The sequence below is a fragment of the Streptoalloteichus hindustanus genome, assembly GCF_900129375.1.
Classification (GTDB): domain Bacteria; phylum Actinomycetota; class Actinomycetes; order Mycobacteriales; family Pseudonocardiaceae; genus Streptoalloteichus; species Streptoalloteichus hindustanus.
In genome coordinates, this window is sequence record NZ_FQVN01000002.1 from 320,852 (window position 1) to 343,953 (window position 23,102).

The 23,102-nt window shown below is 73.1% G+C and carries 22 protein-coding genes; 12 read left to right on the forward strand and 10 right to left on the reverse strand.

Annotated features, from left to right (window positions below; genetic code table 11):
- Window positions 1-110: 110 nt before the first annotated feature.
- The gene (locus BUE43_RS06950; RefSeq protein ID WP_073480560.1) at window positions 111-602 is read right to left on the reverse strand and encodes an ATP-binding protein; all 492 of its coding nucleotides are present in this window, start codon (window positions 600-602) and stop codon (window positions 111-113) included.
- A gap of 450 nt (window positions 603-1,052) precedes the next feature.
- On the opposite strand from BUE43_RS06950, the gene BUE43_RS32575 reads away from it, so the two are divergent.
- The 3 genes from BUE43_RS32575 to BUE43_RS06965 all read left to right on the forward strand — a co-directional run bounded on the left by BUE43_RS32575 (window position 1,053) and on the right by BUE43_RS06965 (window position 2,991).
- Window positions 1,053-1,487: an STAS domain-containing protein gene (locus BUE43_RS32575; RefSeq protein ID WP_083959417.1), complete on the forward strand. Its 435-nt coding sequence runs from the start codon at window positions 1,053-1,055 to the stop codon at window positions 1,485-1,487.
- The gene (locus tag BUE43_RS06960) at window positions 1,484-1,996 is read left to right on the forward strand and encodes a hypothetical protein (RefSeq protein WP_083959418.1); all 513 of its coding nucleotides are present in this window, start codon (window positions 1,484-1,486) and stop codon (window positions 1,994-1,996) included. The genes BUE43_RS32575 and BUE43_RS06960 overlap by 4 nt, the downstream gene beginning before the upstream one ends.
- 161 nt (window positions 1,997-2,157) lie before the next feature.
- Window positions 2,158-2,991: a SigB/SigF/SigG family RNA polymerase sigma factor gene (locus BUE43_RS06965; RefSeq protein ID WP_073480953.1), complete on the forward strand. Its 834-nt coding sequence runs from the start codon at window positions 2,158-2,160 to the stop codon at window positions 2,989-2,991.
- Between the two features lie 112 nt (window positions 2,992-3,103).
- Here BUE43_RS06965 and BUE43_RS06970 read toward each other — a convergent pair whose 3' ends face one another.
- Window positions 3,104-3,946 carry an SDR family oxidoreductase gene (locus BUE43_RS06970; RefSeq protein ID WP_073480561.1) on the reverse strand — a complete coding sequence of 281 codons (843 nt, stop codon included), beginning with the start codon at window positions 3,944-3,946 and terminating at the stop codon, window positions 3,104-3,106.
- Between the two features lie 524 nt (window positions 3,947-4,470).
- On the opposite strand from BUE43_RS06970, the gene BUE43_RS06975 reads away from it, so the two are divergent.
- Both BUE43_RS06975 and BUE43_RS06980 read left to right on the forward strand, forming a co-directional pair.
- Entirely contained in the window at window positions 4,471-5,148 is a 678-nt protein-coding gene (locus BUE43_RS06975; protein WP_073480562.1) for a DUF4142 domain-containing protein, read from the forward strand.
- Entirely contained in the window at window positions 5,145-5,870 is a 726-nt protein-coding gene (locus BUE43_RS06980; protein ID WP_083959419.1) for a class F sortase, read from the forward strand. Before BUE43_RS06975 ends, BUE43_RS06980 begins: the two co-directional genes overlap by 4 nt.
- Before the next feature lie 412 nt (window positions 5,871-6,282).
- Here the strand turns inward: BUE43_RS06980 and BUE43_RS06985 are convergent, their stop codons facing one another.
- A complete protein-coding gene (locus BUE43_RS06985; RefSeq protein WP_083959420.1) occupies window positions 6,283-6,963 on the reverse strand; it encodes a YbhB/YbcL family Raf kinase inhibitor-like protein in 681 nt (226 codons plus the stop codon).
- Window positions 6,964-7,264: 301 nt separating this feature from the next.
- Between BUE43_RS06985 and BUE43_RS06990 the strand changes: the two genes are divergently transcribed.
- The gene (locus BUE43_RS06990; protein WP_200797400.1) at window positions 7,265-7,561 is read left to right on the forward strand and encodes a hypothetical protein; all 297 of its coding nucleotides are present in this window, start codon (window positions 7,265-7,267) and stop codon (window positions 7,559-7,561) included.
- A 46-nt stretch (window positions 7,562-7,607) separates the two neighbouring features.
- Here BUE43_RS06990 and BUE43_RS06995 read toward each other — a convergent pair whose 3' ends face one another.
- A complete protein-coding gene (locus BUE43_RS06995) occupies window positions 7,608-7,826 on the reverse strand; it encodes a hypothetical protein (RefSeq protein WP_073480563.1) in 219 nt (72 codons plus the stop codon).
- Between the two features lie 117 nt (window positions 7,827-7,943).
- On the opposite strand from BUE43_RS06995, the gene BUE43_RS07000 reads away from it, so the two are divergent.
- The 4 genes from BUE43_RS07000 to BUE43_RS07015 all read left to right on the forward strand — a co-directional run bounded on the left by BUE43_RS07000 (window position 7,944) and on the right by BUE43_RS07015 (window position 13,213).
- Complete coding sequence (locus BUE43_RS07000) at window positions 7,944-8,837, forward strand: alpha/beta fold hydrolase (RefSeq protein WP_073480564.1); 894 nt, start codon at window positions 7,944-7,946, stop codon at window positions 8,835-8,837.
- A gap of 672 nt (window positions 8,838-9,509) precedes the next feature.
- Window positions 9,510-10,349: a glycoside hydrolase family 19 protein gene (locus BUE43_RS07005; RefSeq protein ID WP_143174051.1), complete on the forward strand. Its 840-nt coding sequence runs from the start codon at window positions 9,510-9,512 to the stop codon at window positions 10,347-10,349.
- Between the two features lie 143 nt (window positions 10,350-10,492).
- Window positions 10,493-11,770 carry a glycoside hydrolase family 27 protein gene (locus BUE43_RS07010; RefSeq protein ID WP_234995581.1) on the forward strand — a complete coding sequence of 426 codons (1,278 nt, stop codon included), beginning with the start codon at window positions 10,493-10,495 and terminating at the stop codon, window positions 11,768-11,770.
- 78 nt (window positions 11,771-11,848) lie between these two features.
- A complete protein-coding gene (locus tag BUE43_RS07015; RefSeq protein WP_073480567.1) occupies window positions 11,849-13,213 on the forward strand; it encodes a carboxyl transferase domain-containing protein in 1,365 nt (454 codons plus the stop codon).
- Window positions 13,214-13,628: 415 nt separating this feature from the next.
- Here the strand turns inward: BUE43_RS07015 and BUE43_RS07020 are convergent, their stop codons facing one another.
- The 5 genes from BUE43_RS07020 to BUE43_RS07035 all read right to left on the reverse strand — a co-directional run bounded on the left by BUE43_RS07020 (window position 13,629) and on the right by BUE43_RS07035 (window position 17,858).
- On the reverse strand, window positions 13,629-14,057 hold the full coding sequence (locus tag BUE43_RS07020; protein ID WP_143174001.1) for a hypothetical protein: 429 nt from the start codon (window positions 14,055-14,057) through the stop codon (window positions 13,629-13,631).
- 124 nt (window positions 14,058-14,181) lie between these two features.
- A complete protein-coding gene (locus tag BUE43_RS07025) occupies window positions 14,182-15,285 on the reverse strand; it encodes a methyltransferase domain-containing protein (protein ID WP_073480569.1) in 1,104 nt (367 codons plus the stop codon).
- 10 nt (window positions 15,286-15,295) lie between these two features.
- The gene (locus BUE43_RS35580; RefSeq protein WP_268844414.1) at window positions 15,296-15,427 is read right to left on the reverse strand and encodes a hypothetical protein; all 132 of its coding nucleotides are present in this window, start codon (window positions 15,425-15,427) and stop codon (window positions 15,296-15,298) included.
- Window positions 15,428-15,615: 188 nt separating this feature from the next.
- Window positions 15,616-16,851 (reverse strand): macrolide family glycosyltransferase, encoded by a 1,236-nt coding sequence (locus BUE43_RS07030; protein WP_073480570.1) that lies wholly within the window; start codon window positions 16,849-16,851, stop codon window positions 15,616-15,618.
- A 311-nt stretch (window positions 16,852-17,162) separates the two neighbouring features.
- Window positions 17,163-17,858 (reverse strand): VldE C-terminal domain-containing protein, encoded by a 696-nt coding sequence (locus BUE43_RS07035; protein ID WP_143174002.1) that lies wholly within the window; start codon window positions 17,856-17,858, stop codon window positions 17,163-17,165.
- A gap of 122 nt (window positions 17,859-17,980) precedes the next feature.
- Here BUE43_RS07035 and BUE43_RS07040 point away from each other — a divergent pair, with 122 nt between their 5' ends.
- Window positions 17,981-20,413 (forward strand): AfsR/SARP family transcriptional regulator, encoded by a 2,433-nt coding sequence (locus BUE43_RS07040; protein ID WP_234995582.1) that lies wholly within the window; start codon window positions 17,981-17,983, stop codon window positions 20,411-20,413.
- 402 nt (window positions 20,414-20,815) lie between these two features.
- Here the strand turns inward: BUE43_RS07040 and BUE43_RS07045 are convergent, their stop codons facing one another.
- Complete coding sequence (locus BUE43_RS07045; RefSeq protein WP_073480573.1) at window positions 20,816-21,673, reverse strand: SDR family oxidoreductase; 858 nt, start codon at window positions 21,671-21,673, stop codon at window positions 20,816-20,818.
- Window positions 21,674-21,899: 226 nt separating this feature from the next.
- On the opposite strand from BUE43_RS07045, the gene BUE43_RS07050 reads away from it, so the two are divergent.
- Window positions 21,900-23,102, forward strand: a complete 1,203-nt coding sequence (locus BUE43_RS07050) for a glycosyltransferase (protein WP_073480574.1) — start codon at window positions 21,900-21,902, stop codon at window positions 23,100-23,102.

Consider the following 23,102-nt stretch of genomic DNA (forward strand, 5'->3'; position numbering starts at 1 on the left):
CTGGTGGGCGGGCATTTGTTTGCCGCGCGGCAAATCTAGGGCATCGGTTGACGGGCGCTCAACGCCAGGAACCCGGTGAGCGCCGAGGACTCCGCCGCTCACCGGGTTCCTCATTCCTCTGTGGACAGTGGTGCGCCGGGGGCGGGCGGATCGCCCGGACGGGACGAGTCGGACGCCCCGCCCACGCGGCCGCGGGCGGAGGCGGCGCCCCGGATCACGGCCCACACGGTCTTGCCGCCGCCGTCGCTGTGCAGCACGCCCCACTCGTCGGCGAGCTGGTCGACGATCCGCATCCCGCGCCCGCCCAGGCGGGTGGACGAGAACGGCTGGACACTGGGCGGCGCGGCGCTCCCGTCGCTCACCTCGACGCGCACCCCCGCCCCGTCCCCCAGACGGCCGAGACCCACCGAGCGGGGCGCGCTCGCGTGCAGGTAGGCGTTGGTGACCAGTTCGGTCAACACGAGGTGCACGTCCTGCACCAGCTCGGGTGGAGCGCCCGCCAGCCGCACGGTGGCGAACTCGCGGAGTTGCCGCAACGGCGGAATTCCGTCCACCAGCGGAATCCGTGCCAGGGCCGGCGCGGGGCGTCGCAGTTCCGTCATGGCTCCTTCGGCCGGCGCGCGGCGCGTGCCACGCACGCGGTGGCGCGCGGTTCGGGGCGGTCGCCGCCGCGGACCCGGGGCGGGACCACACGATCGCGCGTCAGGGTACGCAGAAGGGCGCGCGCTTGTCCGCCCTCCGCCGCGCCCCGTCCCGGTCCGCCGGCCACCGGCCCGTGACCGGTGTCTTCCCCGTCCCCGCCCCGGCTGTCGGCGGTGTCCGGACATCGACGTTCCCCCGTTCTCATCCCCACTCGCCCTCCCACGCTTCTGGGCTAGGAGGTGGCCCGCGCGGGGCCCGGGCAAACGCGCGTGGAGTGAGACGTGCGTCTCGTTCCGCCCATCGGGTTTAGCGGGCACCCCCGCCCGGGAAGTAGGGCGGGGGGCTCCCGGCCACGGGAGCCGCCGCGCCCGAGGCCGGGCGCGGCCGGACGTGACCGGGGAGACGACCGGATGACGAGGGACGACCGCATCGGGACGAACGGCGCCGCGCCGACAGGCGTGGGGTCCAACGGCGTCGGACCGGGCAGCGTTGGATCGAGCGGCGCCGGATCGAGCGGCGCGGGGGCGTCGGCCACATCGCGGGTCGACGGCTCCCGGGGCGTCATCGTGTTGCACGGGGAGATCGACCACGCCTCCGTCGGCGAGCTGGACGCCCACGTGGCGAAGGTCCTCGCGGCCGGCGTGACCGAGGTCGCGGTGTCGTTCGGCTCGGTCACCTTCTTCGACTCCGCCTGCCTGGCCGCGCTGGTGCGGGCCAGGGAGGCGGTGGTCGAGCGGGGCGGCCGGGTCGTGCTCAGCGACGTCAACCGGTACGCGCTGCGCATCCTGGAGCTGACCGGCCTGGACGCGGTGTTCGCGATCGAGGGGCAGGTGCGGGCGTCGTGAGGCGGGGCGATGGCCGTCCGGGCACGGCGACGGACTCCGGGCGCGCGGCGACGAACGGGCACGGCGACGGCGGCCACACCGCGGTGACCAACGGGCGGGCCTGGCGCACGGACCCGGTGACCAGGGTCGAGCTGCGACTGGACGCGGCGGTGGAGAACCTGCCGCTGCTCCGCCTGGTCGCCGGCGACCTGGCGATGCGGCGCGACCACGACCTGGACACGATCTCCGACGTGCAGATGGCGGTCGACGAGGCCGCCGCCGCGCTGCTGGAGGTGATCGTCGGCTCGGACACCCTGTGCTGCCGGTTCGAGGCGGCCCCGGACGCGGTCCGGGTGTCGCTGGAGGCGTGGTCGGCGGCCCCGGCGGGGCCGGACCAGGACTCGCTGGGCTGGCGGCTGCTGACCGCGCTGGTCGACGTGGTCCGGGTCTCGGTGACGGCCGCCGCCGGGGGCGGGCACCGGGTGTGCGTCGAGTTCACCAGGACCCCGGCCGGTTCGGAGGCGCCGTGACCGTCACTGGCACATCCGAGAACACGACCAACACGACAGGTGCGACCGACGAGATCAACGCGGCGGACATCCGCACAGGGGACATCGACACGGCGGACGTCAACGCGGCGGACACGGTCGACAGGACCGACGCGACGGCCGCCGACCCGACCGGCGCGCCGCTGGACGACGCCGAGCCGGCGGCGGACGGGGCCGAGTCGACCGGCGGCGCGGGCCGGGGGGAGTACGAGCACCTCGTCCCGGCGCTGCGGGAGCTGGCCGCGCTGGACCCGGACGACCCGCGCCGGGCGGAGCTGCGCGACCACCTGGTCACCGGCTTCCTGCCGGTCGCGCGCAACCTGGCCCGGCGCTTCGCCCGGCGCGGCGAGCCCGAGGAGGACCTGGCGCAGGTCGCCACCGTGGGCCTGATCCACGCGGTGGACCGGTTCGAGCCCGACCGCGGCTCGGACTTCCTCAGCTTCGCGATCCCCACGATCAGCGGCGAGCTGCGTCGGCACTTCCGGGACGGGACCTGGGCGGTCCGGATGCCCCGGCGGCTCAAGGAGCTGTCGCTGTCGCTGAACAAGGCCAACCGGGAGCTGTCCCAGCGGCTGGGGCGCGCGGCCCGGCCGAGCGAGCTGGCCGAGCACCTCGGGGTGCCCAAGGAGGAGATCTTCGAGGGGCTGCGCGCGGCCGTGGCCTACCGCGCGGACTCGTTGGACGCCGAGCTGGTCGGCGCCGACGGCGACGGGATGGCGCTGGCCGACCGGCTGGGCGAGCACGACACCGGTTTCGACCACGTGGAGGCCCAGCAGACCGTCGGGCCGCTGCTCGCCTCGTTGCCCGAGCGGGAGCGGACGATCCTCGTGCTGAGGTTCTTCGAGGGGATGACCCAGACGCAGATCGCCGAGCGGGTGGGGGTCTCGCAGATGCACGTCTCCCGGCTGCTGAGCCGAACGCTGGCGAAACTGCGGGAGGCCATGCCGGAGGACGCTTCCCCGCCGGCCGGCACGTGACCGGGCCGCGGGGGAGCCGAGGTGAGGTGGGGCCGTGGGTGGACGCGCGCGGGGGACGCGTCCACCCACGGCCCTGGCTCGCGTTTTCCCCTTCCCTGCCGGGGATTCCGGCTCAGGGTTGTCGCCAGTCGGTGCTCTTCAGGTGGTGCGCCCCCACGGCGCCCATCAACAACAGGCCGCCGTCGACCGGCCAGGACGCGCCGGTGACGTAACTGGCCGCCGGTGAGGCCAGGAACGCCACCACCGAGGCGACCTCGCGCGCGTCGCCGGGCCGACCCAACGGGATGCCGGGCCGGGACCGCGTGCGCGGGTCGACGTCGGTCTGCCCGGTCATCGGCGTGGAGATCTCCCCCGGCGCCACCGAGTTCACCGTGATGCCGTGCTCGGCGAGTTCCAGCGCGAGCGTCCGCATGAGCAGCCCGGCTCCGGCCTTGGCCGCGCAGTAGGGCGCGGACCCGACGAGCGGGGTGTGCTCGTGGACGCTCGTGATGGTGATGATGCGCCCGCCGCGGCCCGCCGCCACCATCCGCCTCGCCGCGCGCACCGAGCACAGGAAGACGCCGTCGAGGTTCACCGAGACCACGTGCCGCCAGGCGTCGAAGTCGGTGTCGACCGCGAGGGCGCTGCTGCCGGTGCCCGCGTTGTTCACGAACACGTCGACGCCGCCCAGTTCCTCGGCCAGGTCGTCGACGACGTCGGCGGCCGCCGGCAGGCGGGTGAGGTCGAGGTGCCGGACCACCGCCGTGCCCCCGCGTTCGGTGACCTCCTCGGCCGTGCCCCTCGCCCCCTCGACGTCGGTGTTGTACGTGATGCCGACGCGCACGCCGTCGCGGGCCAGCGCGCTGGCGATGGCGCGCCCGATGCCGGAGTCGGCGCCGGTGACGATCGCGGTGCGCGGGAAGTCGCCGAGCTCCGCGGAGACCGGGGCGATGGGGGTGTTCGTGTTGAGCGCCATGGGGTGGAGGTACCCGGTCCGGGCCTTTTTCCCACTCTGCCGGACAAGTCGGGTCCGGCGGGGAGCGGCCCCGCGCCGCTCCGCTCGGATTCCTTGCTGATCAAGGAAGTCCGGCGGGTGTCCACAGTGTTCACCGCGTCCGAGTCGGAGCCCGAATCGAAGTCCAAATCGGACGGAGAACCGCTCCGCGCGACCGGTGGGTCGAGCGGTGAGCAGGCCGTCCCTTCATGGTCGGGAGGCCGGGCGAGCGCGCCGGGGAGGAGTCCGGCGGGGCAAGAAGACCGGAATGGGCGATGTGTGGTGCGCGTGTCGTCCCGCCGTCTCGTCGTCGGTGGCCAGAAGGATGATCCCGGTGACACCGGCCGGTCGTCGGCGCGCGGGTTTGGTCCGCCGCGGCGGGGACGGCCGGGAGCCAGGGCAACGGGGGACGAGGTAGGCCGCTCCCCGCCGACCGGGCTCGCAGTCGGAGGGGGTGGACCGACCGGACGCACGCCGATCCGCCTGCCAGAAAGGACACGTTCCTGATGCTCACCCTGCCACGGCTCGGCCGGCTGGTCAGCGCCGTCGTCATCGCTCTCGCCGCGTCGGCCGGCGTCGCCCAGGCCGATCCCGGTGTGTCCGAGCAGGACCGCCAGTTCCTCCAGCAGGCGCACCAGGCCAACCTCGCCGAGATCGACGCCGGGCGGCTGGCGCGCAGCCGGGGCTCCCGCCCCCTCGTCCGCGACCTCGGCGCCCGCTTCGAGGAGGACCACACCCGCCTGGACGAGGCGCTCACGCAGACCGCCGTCGCCCTGGGCGTGGCCCTGCCCGACGCTCCCGACGCGGACCAGAAGGCGACGCACGAGCGCCTGCAGAACGCCACCGCGGAGGAGTTCGACGCCCTCTTCGTGCGCACCCAGACCGAGGCCCACACCAAGGCGATGCGGCTCGGCGAGACCGAGCTGGCGCAGGGGTCCTCGCCGGAGGCCAGGAAGGTCGCCGCCGACGCCGCGCCGGTGGTCAAGGCCCACCACGACGCGCTGCTCGGCGCGGCCGGGGAGGTCGGCGCGCCGACGACGATCAACGCGGGCAGCGCGGGCCTGGCCGCCGGCTCCGCCTGGCAGGGGCCGGGGGTGGTCCTGCTCGCGGTGGGGTTGCTCCTCGTCGTCGCCGGGGTCGTCCTGCGTCGGGGCTTCTCCCGTCGGGACCGCGTCGTGCGGTGACCGGTGCGGTGACCCACGCCCTGCTCGGTCGTGGCCGCCCCGGGGCGGCCACGACCGTCTCGGCGCTGGGGGCGGCGCTCGCCGCCCTCGGCACGGTTCTCGTGCTGTCCCCGGCCCGGACCGAGGACATCGGGGAGCTGTCCGTCGCGCGGCCCACCCCGGCCACATCGACCCGCCCCATGGTGGGGCCGCTGCCCCCGACCTCCCTCCCGGTCCCGACCGGGACCTCCGCGTCCGCGCCGCCGACGTCCGCGCCCCCGCCCCCGACCCGGGTGGCTCCGTCCTGGCTGCGCCTGCCCACCCTCGGCATCACCGCGTTCGTCGAACCGGCGCGGGTGCACCCCGACGGGTCCCTCGCGGTGCCCCGCGACCCGAGGAAGGTCGGCTGGTGGACCGGCGGGGCGGCGCCCACGTCCGCGACCGGCACGATGATGATCGCCGGCCACGTCGACGACGTGTGGACGGGAGAAGGGGCGTTCTTCCAGCTCAGGAACCTCCCCCTCGGCGCACCGGTGGAGGTCGACACCCCCGCGGGCCGGCACCACTACCGGGTCGTCGCCCGCCGCACCCACCCGAAGTGGGCGCTCCCGCGTGCCCTGTTCGACCCGAACGGCCCGCACCGGCTCGCGCTGGTGACCTGCGCGGGGCCGTTCGACGAGGTGGGCGCGGGATACCCGGACAACCTCGTGGTCTACGCGGACCCGGTCCCGCCGCCCGGCTGAGGCTTCTGGCCTCCGGAGGTGCCGCGCCGCCCTCCGGGAAAGCGCCGGCGCGACCCCGGGGAGAGCTCAGCGCCGGCTGGACCGATCCGGCGCTGGCGACCACCCCTGGCTTGGGGTTCCGCGCGTCGTGACGGCCGGGCGGGACGCCCTCGCGGGCGTCCGGGCAGCCGTGCCGTGGTGCGACGGCGCGGCCACCGGGTCTGTCGGTCCAGCCGGCGAGGCCCCGCGACGGACGAGTCGCGCCGGGAGGAGGCCTCCCGCTCGTCCCCCGTGGAACCCCTGTGCTCGGCAGCGGTTCGCGACGCCGCTGCCGTCATCTCCAGACGCTAGGCCCGACGCCCTTGCTCGCGTGGGTGTCGTCGCGGCACAACCGGGTGAGATAGCGGCGGATCGGCGGCGCCGGTCCCCGGCGTCAGCGGCCGAACAGCCCGACGAGCGTGCCGCTGGCCACCTCGTGGCCCGCCAACGCCGTCCGCACGTCGTCCGCCGTGCAGCCCTCGCCGAGCCCGAGCGGCTGGTCCGCCGCGTAGAGGTGGAAGAAGTAGCGGTGCGTCTCGCCCACCGGTGGCCGGGGGCCGTCCCAGCCGACGTCGCCGAAGTCGTTGCGCCCGGCGGACGCGCCCTCCGGCACCGCGCCCTCGCCGACCTCGGTGACCGAGGGGTCGATGCCGGTGACGACCCAGTGCACGAACGTGCGGCCCGGGGCGTCCGGGTCCTCGACCACCAGCGCCAGCTCCTCGGCCCCGTCCGGGACGTGGTCCCACTGGAGGGGCGGGCTGGCGTTGTCACCGTCGAGGGCGTAGTGGTTCGGGATCATGGTGTGGTCGTTGAAGGCCGCGCTGTGCAGCCCGATCCCGCCGCCCTCCGGGGCCTTCGCCACGTCCTCCAGCGAGGGGTCTCCCCGGCTGGTGCCCCTCGTGCCCAGCGGCCCGGCCGCGCGCTCGGGCGAGCCCACCCGGCGGGGCGGGTGCTCGCGCTGCAACTCCTCGTTCGCGGCCCGGTCGGCGTTCTGGTCGGGGACGCCCTGGTCGTCGTACCGGGCGCGCAGCCGCGCCCGCTGGATGTCGTACTTGTGGCTGCCTGGGTCCGGCATGGCAGTCCTCCCCGCTCCTGTGGATCCGATGCGGTGTCGACCTGACGTGCGGCCCCCGGCCCCGGCGCACGCGGGCACCGGCCCGGTGACGCGCCCGGTCCCGGCCTACCCCGGCGCTCCCCGGGACAAACGGGGCGCACCCCCCGGCCGGTCCGGGTTTGGCGCGCCCTGGGCGGAGGTATGCGGCGGGTGTCGGAAATCCGACGGAGGCCGGCGCGGGACTGCCCCCGACCAACCATCACCGGCGACGACCGGCGACAACCGACAACTGGCGACAACTGGCACCGAGAGGACGGCGGCGATGACCGAACCCACCGTTCCGGACGACGTGCGGGCCGAGGACGCGCACGACGCCGAGGACGCCCGACGGGAGACCAGGCTCGCGCCGGGGACCGGGTTGGACCTGGAGGAGCCCGTGGCGGACCGGGAGGAACAGCGCCGCGACCTCGTCGACGACCGGGACCGGGTCGGGGGCGACGTGGCGTCCGGCGTCCGCTCCGACGCCAACGAGGCCGACCTGGCCGAGCAGGAGCGCGTCGTCCAGGAGGACGAGGACGACTACCGCGTCGAGGACGCCGAGGGGTACGACAGGTACTGACGGCTGCCGGCCTCGGCTTTCCGGACAGCGGCTTTCCGGGCGGCGCCTAACGCTTCTCGCGCCCCCGCCCTGGCGCGAAGTCCGTCGTCCCGACGTTGCCCGTCGGGCTCGCCTCGTCGTGACGCGACGTGGAGTCGCTGCGCCCGGGAATGGTCTCGCCCTCGTCGAACGCCTCGGGCGCGTTCTCCGCCAGCGACGTGCGACTGTCCTGGTCGTACTTCTCCTCGTCGGCCTGTTCCCGCTGTTCACGCCGCTCGTGTTCCACGCCCTGCGGATACCCGGCCCCCGCACCGCCCAAGCCGACGCGCCCTCCCCGGCGGGGCCGGGTGGGGAGTCGGGAAACACAGGGAAGGCTGTCGGTGCGCGGTGACATGATCCGGACATGAGTTTTTCCTCGTCAGGCCACGTCACGACCCCGGTGCTCGACATCGCGTACGAGCAGGCGGGCGAGAGCGGCGGGACGCCGGTGATCCTCCTGCACGGCTTCCCGTACGACGTGCGGGCGTACGACGACGTCGCCCCGGTCCTCGCCGAGCGGGGCGCCCACGTGCTCGCCCCCTACCTGCGCGGTTTCGGCGCGACCCGGTTCCGGGACGAGAGCACGCCCCGGTCGGGGCAACAGGCGGCGTTGGCGCAGGACCTGGTCGACTTCATGGACGCGCTGGGCATCGAGAAGGCCGTCGTCGGGGGCTACGACTGGGGTGGCCGGGCCGCGTGCATCGTGTCCGCGCTGTTCCCCGAGCGCGTGCTCGGTCTCGTCACCGTCGACGGCTACAACGTCCAGGACATCGCCCACTCCGGTGAGCCCACCAACCCGGAGTGGGAGCGCACCTACTGGTACCAGTACTACTTCCACTCCGAGCGCGGGCGCCGCGGGCTGGAGCGCAACCGCGAGCAGCTCTGCGAGCTGCTGTGGCGCACCTGGTCGCCGACCTGGGAGGAGGCGTCGGAGGCCTTCCCCGCCAGCGCGCCGAGCCTGCACAACCCGGACTTCGTCGACGTCGTGATCCACTCCTACCGGCACCGGTACGGCCTGGTGGAGGGAGACCCCCGGTACCAGGAGCTGGAGGACCGCATCGCGCGCCAGCCGCGCATCACCGTCCCGTCCGTCGTGATGGTGGGCGAGGACGACGGAATCGGCGGGCCGGACGTGCTCGACGACCGCGAGTTCTTCACCGGGCCGTTCGAGTACCGCGTTCTGCCCGGAGTGGGCCACAACGCTCCGCAGGAGTGGCCGGAGGCGTTCGCGGACGCCGTGCTAAGCCTGCTCGCCTGACGCCGCGGAACCCGCCGGGGTTTTCCGCCCCGGCGGCGGGTCCGGGACGCGGTCGTGCTGTCGCTCCGGTTGGGCAGCACGGCCGCGTCCGTCCCGGCGGGCGACGAGCTCGACCCGCCGATTCCACATCTTTTCGCGGTGTATTCGCGCCGAAACCCCGTCTCCCCGGACCCCGCTCGCGCGGAAAAGTTCCGGAAAATCCTGTCGGATCACCGTCGACGTCGGCGGCCGGGCCTCAATCTCGTTTGTCCCGCCAGAGCGCGTGGAGATCTTCTCTGGCAGGTGCCGGGCCGTCGCGCCGCTCGCGGCTCCATCAGTCCTGGTGACGGGGTTCTCCTGGTGCTTCCGACGGAGTCGGCCGGGCCCGGCGCGTTGGGGAAAAACGGGTCAACGTCGGGTGAAATAACACATTTCTGTCCGTCTCTCGGCATTCGTCGGTGTCGGGGACGCGAAGTGGGAGTCCGTGCGGCAGGTGTTCGCGGGTCCATGTGGCTCAATGTGCGAGGCAACCCCGCCGGAGCCCTTGACTGGTTCAGACCAAACTGCTGATCTGCCAGACAGTCGCGCCTCCCCCTGTGGCGCGGCTCCGCCCCCGACACAAGGAGTGGTCAAGTGTTGAGACGGCGTCTCTTCGCGTCGTTGTCCGCCCTGGCGGTCGCGGTCGCGCTGGCGATCGGCATCCCCGTGGCCGCATCCGCCGCCGAGCAGCCCTCGGTCGCCGCGGCGTGCAACGCCCCCAACTGGGTCGCCGGCAAGTGGTACGAGGCCGGGTCGATCGTGCGCTACACCAACGGCCAGTACTACCGCGCCAAGCACGCCAACCCGGGCTACGACCCGGTGATCAGCACCTGGTACTGGGAGCCGCACCGCTGCGACGACGGCGGCGGCAACACGAAGTTCGTGGTCAGCGAGGGCCAGTTCAACCAGATGTTCCCGCGGCGGAACTCCTTCTACACCTACCAGGGCCTCACCGCGGCGCTGAGCGCGTACCCGGGCTTCGCCAGGACGGGTGACGACGCCACCCGGAAGCGGGAGGCCGCGGCGTTCCTGGCCAACGTCAACCACGAGACCGGCGGCCTGGTCCACATCGTCGAGCAGAACACCGGCAACTACCCGCACTACTGCGACCGGAACCAGCCCTACGGCTGTCCCGCCGGTCAGGCCGCCTACTACGGCCGCGGGCCGATCCAGCTGAGCTGGAACTTCAACTACAAGGCGGCCGGCGACGCCCTCGGGATCGACCTGCTCCGGAACCCGTGGCTGGTCGAGCGGGACGCGGCGGTGTCTTGGAAGACCGCGCTGTGGTACTGGAACACCCAGCGGGGCCCCGGCACCATGACCCCGCACGACGCGATGGTCAACAACCGCGGCTTCGGCGAGACCATCCGCAGCATCAACGGCGCCCTGGAGTGCAACGGGCGCAACCCCGCGCAGGTGGAGAGCCGGGTCAACGCCTACCGGAACTTCACCCGGATCCTCGGGGTCGACCCGGGCGGCAACCTCTACTGCTGACGACCTCCGACGGGGGTGCGGCCGAGCACGGCCGCACCCCCCCGTTCGTCGTTCACCGGCTCGGACACCGGGCACGGCGGCGACGGGCCGGCCGCAGGCGCCGCGTGCATCATGACCAGGGGACGGCGCAGGAGGTGGTGGGCGTGGGGCGCGCGTGGTCGTCGCCGAGCGCAGGGGCAGGAACCCGTGGCCTGTTTTCCCTGGTCGTCGTCCTTCTCAGCGTCTTCGTCGGGGGCGTTGTCGTCGCGTCTCCCGAGTCCGCCCTGCCGGCGGCGGCCGCCGCCGGTGTTCCGGCCGGCGTGCTGGCCAGGACCCCGCCGATGGGGTGGAACAGCTGGAACAAGTTCGGCTGCGACGTCACCGAGGACGTGGTCAGGAGGACCGCCGACGCGTTGGTGTCCTCGGGCATGCGGGACGCCGGGTACGAGTACGTCAACATCGACGACTGCTGGGCCGAACCGGACCGGGACCCGGCCTCGGGCCGGCTCCGGCCGCACCGGACGAAGTTCCCCGGCGGGATCGGAGCCCTGGCCGACTTCGTCCACGCCAGGGGGCTGAAGCTCGGCATCTACAGCAGCGCCGGCACCATGACCTGCCAGAGGACCATGCCCGGCTCGCTCGACCACGAGGAGGTCGACGCCCGCGCGTTCGCCGAGTGGGGCGTGGACTACCTGAAGTACGACAACTGCCACCACCAGGGCCGGCCCGCCGCCGAGCGGTACCGCAGGATGGGCGAGGCGCTGCGGGCCAGCGGTCGCGAGATCGTCTACAGCATCTGCAACTGGGGCGAGGAGTCGCCCTGGTCGTTCGGCCCCGTCGTCGGCGGGAACCTGTGGCGCACCACGCCGGACATCGTCGACGCCTGGGAGACCCCGCCCGACTCGTGGTTCCTGGGGGTGGTCAACATCCTCGACCGGCAGCGCGAGCTGGCGGACTTCGCGCGGCCCGGCCACTGGAACGACCCGGACATGCTGGAGGTCGGCAACGGCGGCATGACCGACACGGAGTACGTGGCGCACTTCAGCCTGTGGGCGCTGCTCAACGCGCCGCTCATCGCGGGCAACGACCTCACGGCGATGAGCGACGGGACCAGGGCGATCCTCACCAACCGCGACGTGATCGCCGTGAACCAGGACTGGGGCGGCTCCCAGGGGCGACTGCTGCGCGACTCCGGCGACGGGGCCCAGGTCTGGGGCAAGCCGATGTCCGACGGCTCCACGGCTGTCGTGCTGTTCAACCGGGCGGCCGACCCGACGACGATCAGCACGACCGCGGAGGAGATCGGTCTGGCGGGCGGCGGTCCCCGTGCCCTGCGCGATCTCTGGACCGGGGAGGAGACCTCCACCACCGGCGTCATCAGCGCGTCCGTGCCCGGCCACGGCGTCGCGATGTACCGGGTGAGCCAGCCGCGAGTTTCGTGATCTGCGTTATTCCGGGCTCGTCGGCAACCCCTGGGTGGGCAAGGTGGGGAGGGGTGTTCCCGGTCGGAAGGAGCGGCCATGGACGCACGTCGGGCGCTCGACGTCATCCGCGTGGTCGCCAGCCGCTTCACCGAGTTTCCGCACTGCGACGCCGGACCGGCCGATCCGCTGGGCTGGCCCGGCTACCGCGAGCGTCAGGACCGGCTACGTGCGGAGACGGGGGAGTCGGAGTCGGTTCGCTGCGGGGAAGCCGAGGTCGGCGGGTACGAGTGCGTGCTCGTCGCGTTCGACTTCGGCTACTTCGGCGGGTCGATCGGTTCCCTTGCCGGGCAACGGATCGTCGATGCCTTCGAGGTGGCAATCCGACGTCGTCTGCCGGTCGTCTCGTTGGTCGCGTCGGGCGGCAGCCGGATGCAGGAGGGCATGCGCTCCCTGGTGCAGATGCAGCGCATCGCGCATGCGGCGACCCGACTGCGGGCCGCCGGGCTGCCCCACATCACCGTGCTGCGCCATCCCACCTCGGGTGGCGCGTGGGCGTCGGTCTCGGCGAGCGCGGACGTCGTCCTCGCGCTGCCCGACGCCACGGTCGCGTTCGCCGGAGCACGGGTTCGCGGTGGTGGGCGAGAAGAGGCGGATTTCTTTGCCAGCAAGGGAAAGTTCGAGTACGGACAGGTCGACCGGATCGTGCCGGTCGACCGGCTGGGGGCGGATCTCGGGACCGCGCTCGGCCTTCTCCCACCCCGTACCGCACCGGAACCAGCCCCGCCGGACGTGCCCCGCGCGTTGGGGAGAAGAGAACTTCCGGCAACCGGCGCCGACGCGGTGCGCAACGCCCGTGACCCGGCGCGTCCGCGCGCCAGCGCCTATCTCGACGACTACTTCGACCTGCGATACGCGCTCAGCGGTGACCGGGCCGGCGGCGCCGATGCGGGGATGCTGTGCGGAATCGGGCGCAGGCAAGGGAAATCGGTCGTCTACGTCGCGCAGAGCGGCGCCGCCAACACCCCGGCGGGCTTCCGCACCGCGGCCCGGGTGATCCGCCTCGCCGACCGGCTCCGCCTGCCGGTGCTGACCCTGGTCGACACCCCCGGCGCGGCGAACGACGCCGGCGCGGAACGCGCGGCGGTCGGCCCGGCGATCGCCGAGGTGTTCGTCGCCGTCGCGGAGGCCCGCGTGCCGGTCACCACCCTGGTCATCGGCGAGGGCGGCTCCGGCGGCGCGCTCGCCCTCGCCTCCAGGGACACGGTGTGGATCACGCCGGACGGCTACTTCTCGGTGATCGCGCCGGAGGCCGCGACCGCGATCCTCAAGCGGGAGCCCGAGGACGTCGCCCGCACGGCCGACCAGCTCCGCCTGCGCCCCCAGGACCTCCTCGCCCTGGGCATCGTCCACGGCATCGCCGGCCAGCACCCGACCCCGGTCCGACCCGCCGCCGAGCGGTAGCCCGTCACCCCCCGGCGCCTTCGCGCCCACGCCACGATCCACGCGATCTCCATCGCGGCGTCGAGTAGGTAGGTCGGCCGCAGCCGGCCCAGCGGCACGTACACCAGGTCGACGGCGAGCAGGGTGCCCGCGGCGCCGACCCCGAGCGCCCTGGCCAGCTCGGGAGCCCCGTCGGCCGCGCGCAGCTGGGCGCACCCGGTCGTGATCAGCAGTCCGGCGACGGTGTGCTCCAGCCACCGGTCCGCCTTGGGCCCGAAGACCCACTCGAAGCTGCGCATGCTCACGAGCGGCCACAGCCCGGCCAGGACGTTGAACACGCCGTGCGCCCGAGCCAGCCGATGTTCCGCGCCCATGTCCGCCTCCGCTCCGTCCCGCCCCAGAGGTACCCCGCGCCACGGGACTCATGCGCGGACCGTCACGGGAGGACGCGAAAGCCGCCGCTGTACTGGGCGTGGACAGCGCCAATGGTGATGCGGAGCTGGTACTCGCCCGGGTGCGGCGCGTAGTTGGCGGTTCCGCTGACCGTGACGTGGCGTTCTCCCACCAGAGTCGCCCGTTCGAACACGGCGACCGTCCGACCGTCCGGATCGGTGATCTCCAGCCGCACCGACGAGGCGATCTCGGCCGGGGAAGGGAGGGCTGCACTCCGGGTTTGGTCGGACTCGAACTCGACGGCCCACTGACCTTCCGGTTCGTCGCCGACCTTGACGGGAACCGGATCAATGATCACCGCGACGTGGAGCACGGTGTCGGCGGCCACGAGGGCGGTGCGCCAACACCTCCACCGCTCCGTGGGCGTGATCCAGCCAGGTGGCGCGAGAACAAGAGGCCGAGCGTCGTTCATGTCGGCACCACCTTCCACCACATTCGCGACCCGCCGCTGATAAGTCCACAGTGGACAGATTCGCTGCGGTACAGCCGGCGCTCCAGGCGATCGATGGGCTCAGGTGCGGTCCGCCGCACAACTCTCACGGAGTGAGTAGCCATCTGGTGCCGCCGGGGTTGTCCAGTGACAGCCAGTGTCCGCCCTCGGTGTCGATCGTGAGGGTGAGGTGTTCGGGTCCTGGGCGCCCCTCGCTGGTCCACCAGGCGTGTGCCGCTGTCACCTCGTCCCACAGCCGGCGTGGGCCGAGCTGGCGGACCGTCCACGGGTGCTCGCCGCGCACGAGGTCGACGGCCGCCCACGAGCCTGACCCGACGTCGTGCAGCTCGTAGCGTCGGTGATCGTCGTCCGGGTCCTCCACGGTGAGGTAGCAGCGCGGAACGCGGAGACCGATGATCATCGCGCCACGCCCGTACACCGTCATGTCCCGCATGTCCCGCACCGTGAGCGTGGTCGTCGTGGTGTCCGCCGCTGCCTGTTCGTCCGCCGCAGGTTCCATGTAGTAGCGCCGTGCGGATCGCACCCGCATGAATTCGACGTGCGATCCGCACCGGCCGACAGCCGACCCGTCGTAGCGGACGTCCAACCGCATCAGGGTGCCGTTGCAGTAGTCCGACCCCCAGGGAACGACGATCGCGCCGCCCGGTCGGGTCTGCTCGATCCAGGCCCGGGGGATGGCGCGCACGGACGCGGTCGCGATCACCCGGTCATAGGGCGCGCCCGACGGGTAGCCCTCGGTGCCGTCGGCCGCGACGACGAGCGGCTCGTACCCCGCCTCGTGCAGGGCGGCTCGGGCGGCGGTGGCGAGGGCGGCGTCCACCTCGACCGTGACGACGCGCCCCGACCCGCCTACTCGCCGGGACAACAGGGCGGCGTTCCATCCCGTTCCGGTGCCGATTTCGAGCACGTCGTGTCCGGGCCGTGCGTCCAGCGCGTCGAGCATGTCCGCCACGACCGAGGGCGCACTGCACGAGCTGGAGATCTGTTGCCCGACACCGCCGGGCGGGGTTTTCCCGTCGTCGACCTGAGTGATGATCGGTTCGTCCGCGTCGACCAGTTTCCGCCATGCGGGTTCGTCGTCCTCGCGCGAAACGGAGACGTATCCGCCCGTGATGAGGTCGTCAACCCACACCACGGGCGGAACGAACTGGTCGCGCGGAACGGGAAGCCGTTCGCGCCAGTGAGTCATCAATGATTGCCTATTCGTCGCCGGTGTTGTCGCCGGTGTCCTGTGCCTCGTGCGCGTTGCCGTCGTCGTCGGCGGCCCAACTGGCGAGTTTGTCGGTTTGCAGCTCCCCGGCACCGTCGCGGTTGTTGTCGTGGCGCCCCATGAATTCCCTCCCCGAGAAACGGCGGTGTCGTCGGGAGCACCTTGACAGCTGGGGTGGGAGTGGGCAATACGCCTATCGGGCGGCGATGATGCGGTTATTTGTGGAAAGAAACGCCTGTCGCCCGCGTCCGGCGGACGCGGGCGACAGGCACGTGGACGTGGCTGGCTGTTCAGGCCAACTCGGACCGGTTAGTCTCCACTCACTCCCGAATGACGCGAAATCTTTTCACTGCCAGCGGTGCGGGCGTCCAGGTGCGCCTCGATGCGGTCCGCGCCAAGGCGGGCGCCGCCGCAGTTCCGGACGATCTCGCGCATGCGGGCGAGGTTGGCCCGAACCCGGTCGTCGCGGTGGATCTCCGTCACGACCGACCGCAGCCCGGTCGCGGTCATGTCGTCGGCGGTGAGGCAGCGGCCCAGCCCCAGTTCCTCCGCCCGCTGGGCGTTGACCCGCTGCTCGGGCACCTGGGGCGCGGCCACCAGCGGCACGCCGAAGTACAGCGCCTCCATCGTGGAGTTCATCCCGGCGTGGGTGAGGAACACCGATGCGTGGCGCAGCACCGCCGGCTGGGGGAAGAACGGCCGGACGTCGACGTTCGCCGGGACGTCCCCCAGGTCGTCCCGGGTGACGTGCTCGCCGACGGCCATCGCCACGTGCCACTCGGTCCCGCCGAACGCCTCCAGGCACAGCCGGAAGAAGTCGGGGCGGTCGTTGAAGGCGGTGCCGAGCGAGACGAACAGCACCGGGCGGCCGTCGGCCGGCGGCTCCCAGCCGCGGACCTGCTCCCGGGAGCCCAGCGACGGGCCGACGAACACGAACCGCTCGTCGAAGCTGTCCCCGGCGATCTGGAACTCCCGGGGGATGGCGACGAGGTTCAGGTCGGGAACGCTGCCCTCCAGCGGGCGCGGGTCGATCCCCAGCTCGAACTCGGTGGCCAACGCGGCCATCCGCTGGCTCGCCTCGACGAGGTCGGGGTGGTTGGCGTCGAAGGTCTCCGGCATCAGCACACGGGACAGGGAGAACGTCTCGTTGCCGGCGAACATGGGCACCAGCGCGATGTTCGGCACCCCCAGCTTGTCGGCCAGGATCGGGCCGGACAGGCTCATCAGGTCGTGGCACACGGCGTCGGGCCGGTCCGCGCCGAACACGTCGAGCAGGATCGGCAGCTCGGCCCGGGTGTCGGCGACGACGTCGCGCAGGATCGCCGCCAGGCCGTCGGCGGTGAACCGCATGTCGTTCAAAGCGTTGGACGGCGGCTCGGAGGGCAGCGGGACGGGTGCGGCCCCGGCGTCGGTCACGGTGCGGATCAGGGCCTCGCCGGTCGCGTAGCTGACGCGGTGGCCCCGCTCGACGAGCTCCTCGACCAGCGGCAGGGTGGGGTTGACGTGGCCGTAGGCGGGTGGGCTGACGAACGCGAAGTGCTTCATGTCCCCTCAGATGTCCTCGGATCGCCCGAATTCGCCGGCGGTGGCGCGGCGCGTGCCACCGCCGCGCACCACCTAACGCGACGGAACCACGAAAAGGTGCCCGCTTCTCCGGTTTTTGTCGCCGACCGGGTAGGGCGGAGCCGCGGATTCTGTCGGGCCTGCCCAACGACAGGACGCCGGCCTTACCGTCTCGGGCCACCGGCGCGGCATACCAACTGGTCGGTTATCTGCGGGTGGCTGAGAACGGCACGGCCCGGCCACCAGGGGACACCTGGTGGCCGGGCCGCGGCGCGTGCCGTGCGGCGCGGGGGTCAGCGCTTGACGGCCACGTGGATGTGGTCGCGGTGGCAGACGGTGTTGCCGCCCTTGCCGTCGGCGCAGCCGGGCTGCGGCCGACCGCTCTGGCTCCAGTTGGTGCGCGGCGAGTAGATGCGGCCCTGCCACATCACGTGGTCCAGCTTCAGGCGCTTGTGGTTGGCGACGAGCCACTTCTTCAGGTTGTTGCCCTTGGTCAGGGTCGACCCGGTCGCCTTGCCGCCGCCCGAGACGTACATCAGGTCGCAGGCCACGCCGTCGTAGTGGTAGTTCTTGCCGTCCTTGTTCCGGAAGCAGTGCTGGCCCTTGCTCCAGCGGATCTTCTTGTCCTTGGCGTGCTTCTCGGTGGCCTTGTAGGCCACGCACATGCGCCGGGTGACCTTGTACCGGGAGTTGGTCGGGTCGGCCACCTTCGCGGTGTCGCTGCCGCTGCCGCACGAGGCGGCGAGGGCCTCCAGGTCGGCCTCGGCCACCTCGGCGGCGGGGGCCTGGTCGTCCTCGGTCGCCTCGGGCGCGGCGGCCTGGTCGTCCTCGGCTGCCGCCGCGTCCAGCAGCCCGGCGAGTTCCTGGACCTGCTGGACGTCCTCGGTCGGCTGGCCGGGGTCGGCGAACGCGGGGCCGACCAGCGCGGCGGAGGCCGTGACCACCAGTGCGACAGTCGTCACAAGACGGCGGGCCAGAGTGCGCGGCATCTCATCACTCCTCGTAGGGCAGGCGACGGGGACACCCCTGAACGGGGGACGCCCGGGAGTGTGATCAACGGGGTTGGGTCAAACCTGGGACGAATCTGGGGCCGCTCTGGGACGGTCGGGTGGTGCGGGTTGGCGGACGGGTGGAGTTCCGGGTGCTCGGCGCGGTCGAGGCCCTGGTCGACGGTGAGCCGGTGCAGCTGGGGCACGCGCGGCAGCGGAGCGTGTTGGCCGTGTTGCTGGCGGAGGCGAACGGGCTGGTGCCGGTCGGCCGACTGGTCGACCGGGTGTGGGCCGAGCACCCGCCCCGGCAGGCCAGGGACACCCTGTACGGCTACCTGTACCGGCTGCGGCGGGCGCTCGCCGCCGCGGACGTGGTGATCACGCGCGGGCCGGGCGGCTACACCCTCGCGGTGGAGGAGCAGGCGGTGGACCTGCACCGCTTCCGCCACCTCGTGGCGAAGGCGCGCTCGGCCGCCGACGCCGACGCCCTGGTGCTGCTGTCGGAGGCGTTCGCGCTGTGGCGGGGCGACCCCTTCACCGGACTGGACACGCCCTGGGCCGACGACCAGCGCCGGACGCTGGAGCGCGAGCGCTGGTGCGCGGAGCTGGACCGCAACGACATCGGGCTGCGGCTGGGCGACCACCACGCGCTGCTGCCGGCGATGACCGCCATGGCCGCCCGGCACGACCTGGACGAGCGGCTGGCGGGGCAGCTCATGCTGGCGCTCCACCGGTGCGGCCGTCCGGCCGAGGCGCTGGACCACTACCGGCAGTTCCGATGTCGCCTGGCCGAGCAGCTCGGCGCCGATCCCCGGCCGGACCTCCAGCGGCTGCACCAGAGAATCCTCGACGGCGATCCGAGACTGGCCACGCCCGCGCGCGTCGCGCCGCAATCGAGCGCGCCACCGGCGCCCCGCCAGTTACCGGGCCTGCCCGCGCGGTTCACCGGCCGGGCCGCCGAACTCGGCCGGCTGGACGCGGTGCTGGGTGGGGCGTCGGGCGGGCCGGAGTGGGGGAGTGGGCCGGGGCGGGGGAGCGGCCCGGTGGCGGTCGCTGTCGTCGGCGGTGTCGGCGGCGTGGGCAAGACCTGGCTGGCCCTGCGCTGGGCGCACGAGAACCTCGACCGGTTCCCCGACGGGCAGTTGTTCGTCAACCTGCGCGGGTACGACGCGCGCGAGCGGCCGGTGGCCCCGACCGCGGTGTTGCGGAGCTTCCTCCACGCCCTCGGCGTCGCCCCCACCGCCGTTCCGTCCGATGTGGACAGTCAGGTCGGGCTGTACCGGAGTCTGCTCGCCGAGCGGCGCGTGTTGGTCGTGCTGGACAACGCCGCCGACAGCGAGCAGGTCCGCCCGCTGCTGCCGGGCAGCCCCTCCTGCGCCGTGCTGGTCACCAGCCGCCGCCGGCTCACCGCGCTGGCCACGACCCAGGGCGCGCGGTTGTTGGAGCTGGACCCGTTGACTCCGGCCGAGTCCCGGACGTTGCTGGCCGGCCACCTCGACCAGGCGCGGATGCTGGCCGAGCCCGAGGCGGTCGCCGAACTGCTCGACCGCTGCGCCGGTCTGCCCCTGGCCATCGGCATCGTCGCCGCCCGCACCGCAACCCGCCCCGACTTCCCGTTGGCGGCGCTGGCCGCCGAACTCCGCGACGGCGCGACCCGGCTCGACGCCCTGGACGCGGGTGAGCTCGGCGTCGACCTCCGATCGGTGTTCGACTCCTCCTGGCGCGCTCTCGAACCGGACAGCGCCGACCTGCTCCGGTTGGTGGCCCTCGCACCGGGTCCGGACATCGGCCTGCCGGCGGTGGCGAGCCTCGCGGCCCTGCCCGTTCGGCGAGTCCGGTCGCTGCTCGCGAACCTGGCGAACGCCCACCTGGTCCAGCAGAGCGCGTCGGGCCGCTACCGCGTGCACGATCTCGTCCGCCTCTACGCCGCCGAACGAGCGCAGGACGACCTCCGCGCGGATCTCCGCACCGCGGCCCTCCGGCGAGTGGTCGACCACTACGTGCACGCCGCCACGGCAGGTGTCCGCCTTCTCGCCCCGGGTCAGCCTTGGGGCGAGGACGACCCGCTCGCGCCCGGCGTGTGGCCGGAACGCCTCACGAGCCCGTCGGCGGCGCGCGCCTGGTTCGACGCGGAGCGGCGGTGCCTGACCGCGGTGCGGAAACTGGCGGCCGAGCGGGGGTGGCACCGGGCGGCGAGCCGCCTGGCGTGGGCCGAGAGCGTTGACCGGTGGCGCGGCGAAAACCGCCACGACCGGCCGGTCGCCGGGAGGCTCGTGCTGGCGTCGGGTCGGTCGGACGAGGAGCCCGCCTCTCTGTGCCGTCCGGGGCGGTTCCCCGGCCACGCCGGCGCTCACCCGTTCCTTCCCGTCGGCAGCGGGGAGAACGGGCTGGAGTTCCCGTGCCTCGGTCAGGACCACTGTGGACAGACCGGGGCGCACCGCGGTCTCGCGGCCCTGTGCGCCCAGCAGAGAGGCAGCCAGCACGGTGTCCAGCCCGTCCGGTGCGTGCGCTTCGGACTGATGGTGGTGCGGCACATTCCGGAGCCGCGCAGGTAGGCGCGGGGGGGGGCTTGCGCTACTGCGGCGGGTTGCCCGAGGTCGAGATCGCGGAGGCGACCGGGATCAGCCTGGGCGCGGTGATGTCGATCGCGAGCCGGGCGCTGGATGTTGGCAACCCTTCCTTGTCTCATCGGTCGGGCATCCCCGCAAGTCGAGAAGCGGGAGTTGTCCACAGTTGGGCCGATCTAACCCGGTCGGGCGATGCCATTTCCCGAGTTGTCCACAGGTTTTCGGCGGTGTGTTGGCCCCGTTCTTCGCTGATCGATAGGCTGGAGCGGGGCTCGCCCCCCGGGACGGGTGGGGGCTGTCCTCAGGTGGGTGGGAACCAGGCGCCCAGCGGGGACCGGTTGTCAGGTGCCAGGTCTGTCTACTGTGGACGGTAGCTGGGGGTCAGGTGTCTCAGCCCGGCATGGTCTCCCCGCCGAGCGGCGCCATCACTTCGCCCGTGTAGTACGAGGAGAGCCGGTTCGCGGCGAGGAACACGTAGGAAGGCGCGATCTCGTCGGGGTGGGCGGCTCGGCCGAGGGGCACCTTCTGGCCGAAGCTCTCCACCTTCTCCTCGTCGAAGGTCGACGGGATCAGCGGTGTCCACACCGGACCGGGGGCCACGCAGTTCACGCGAATTCCGCGGTCGGCCAGCGCCTGCGCGAGCGCGTAGGTCAACGCGATGACCGCGCCCTTGGTGGCGGAGTAGTCGATGAGCGACTTGTTGCCGCGCAGGCCGTTGACCGAGGCGGTGTTGATGACGCACGAGCCGTCGGACAGGTGCGGGAGCGCCGCCCATGTCGTGCGGAAGAAGCTGTGGATGTTCACGTCGAAGGTGCGCATCCACTGCTCCTCGGTGATCTCCTCGGGCGCCGACACCGGGCTCTGCACGGCGATGTTGTTGACCAGCAGGTCGAGCCCGCCGAGCTCGTCGACGGTCTGGCGCACCGCGCGCTGGCACTGCTCGGCGTGCGCGAGGTCGCCGGGGATGAGCACGCACCGTCGCCCCGCCTCGCCGACCAGCTCCGCGGTGTGCTGGGCGTCCTCGTGCTCGTTGAGGTAGGCGACCGCGACGTCCGCGCCCTCCTTGGCGAAGGCGATGGCGACGGCGCGGCCGATCCCGGAGTCGCCCCCGGTGATCAGGGCCCGGCGCCCGGCGAGCAGGCCCCTGCCCACGTAGTCGGCCATGGAGTCCCTCGGCTGGGGGCGCATCTCCCCGGTGTGGCCCGGCGGCTCCTGCTGTTGCGGCGGCAGGCCCTGGAGCTCACTCATGTGGGTTTCCCTCCATCGTTGTTCCGCGGTGCCGCCCCGCACCGACATCCCCCGTCCGCCGGGGCGGCCGGCCCCGGGTGAGTGAGGACGTGCGTAGTTCGGCAGGGGCGGGATACCCAGAACCGGCGCTGTCCCGCCAGTGGGACGGCTCACCCCGTCGGGGCGGGTCGTAGCCCGGGGCGCCACCCGTCGTCGTGACGGTCCGGGTGACCGGAAGGGGGACCCGATGCGTGACCCGATGCGTGTCCTGCGGTTGTCCTCGGTCTTCGAGCCGGCGCCCGCCGGCGCCCTGCCCCCGCCCCGGTTCGACCCGGTCGGCGGGATGCAGACCCACACGGGTGAGCTCACCCGTGCGCTCGATGCCCTGGGCGTGTGGCAGACGGTGGTGACCACGGGGCCGCCGGGCGGCGTGCGGTGCTCCTCCTTCGGACGGCACGCGGCGCTCGTCCGGCTCGGCGCCCGCTTCCCGGTGTTCCGCCAGTGCTACGCGGTGCCGGCCGCGCGGGTCGTGCACCGGCTCGCGGCCCGCGCCGACCTCGTGCACGCGCACCTGGGCGAGGACATCGCGATCGTGCCACTGGCGCTGTCGGCCGCGTGGCGGCACCGGCTACCGCTGGTGCTCACCGTCCACAGCAGCATGCGTCACACCCTGCCGATCAGCGGCGCGCGCTCCGCCGTGTTGCGGGTCCTGGGCGGAACCCTGGAGCGGTACGGGGAACGCCGCGCGCAGGCCGTGATCACCCTGACGACCCGGCTCGCGCGGCTGCTCGCGGCGCACGGTGTGCCCGCCGACCGGCTCCACGTGATCCCCTCCGGGGTGCGCCGCGCGTTGTTCCACTCGGCCGACGGCGCGCACCTGGTCGACGTGCCCCGGCCCCGCGTGCTCTTCCTCGGCCGGCTGCACCGGCAGAAGGGCGTCGCCGACCTGGTCCGCGCGCTCGCCCTGGTGCCATCGGCCCACCTGGTGCTGGCCGGTGACGGCCCCGAGCGCGCCCGGCTGTCCCGGCTGGCCGGGGTGTTGGGCCTGGCGCACCGGGTGCGGTTCCTCGGTTTCGTTCCGCACGACCAGGTTCCGGCGTTGCTGCGGGACGTGGACCTGCTGGTCATGCCCTCGCGGTACGAGGAGTTGGGCACGGCGCTGGTGGAGGCCCGGCACGTCGGGGTGCCGGTCGTCGCGACGCGGGTGGGCGGCATCCCGGACGTGGTCCGCGACGGGGTCGACGGCCTGCTCGTCCCGCCGGGCGACATCGTGGCGTTGGCCGGCGCGCTGCAACGCCTGGTCGACGACCCGGTGCTGGCCGACGTGCTCGCCTCGCGGGCCCGCCGGCGCGCGGCCAGCTACACCTGGGACAGCTTGGCCGAACGGGTGCTCGACGTCTACCAGCGCGTGGTGCGGGAGTACGAACCGGCACGGCGCGGATCGAGGTGA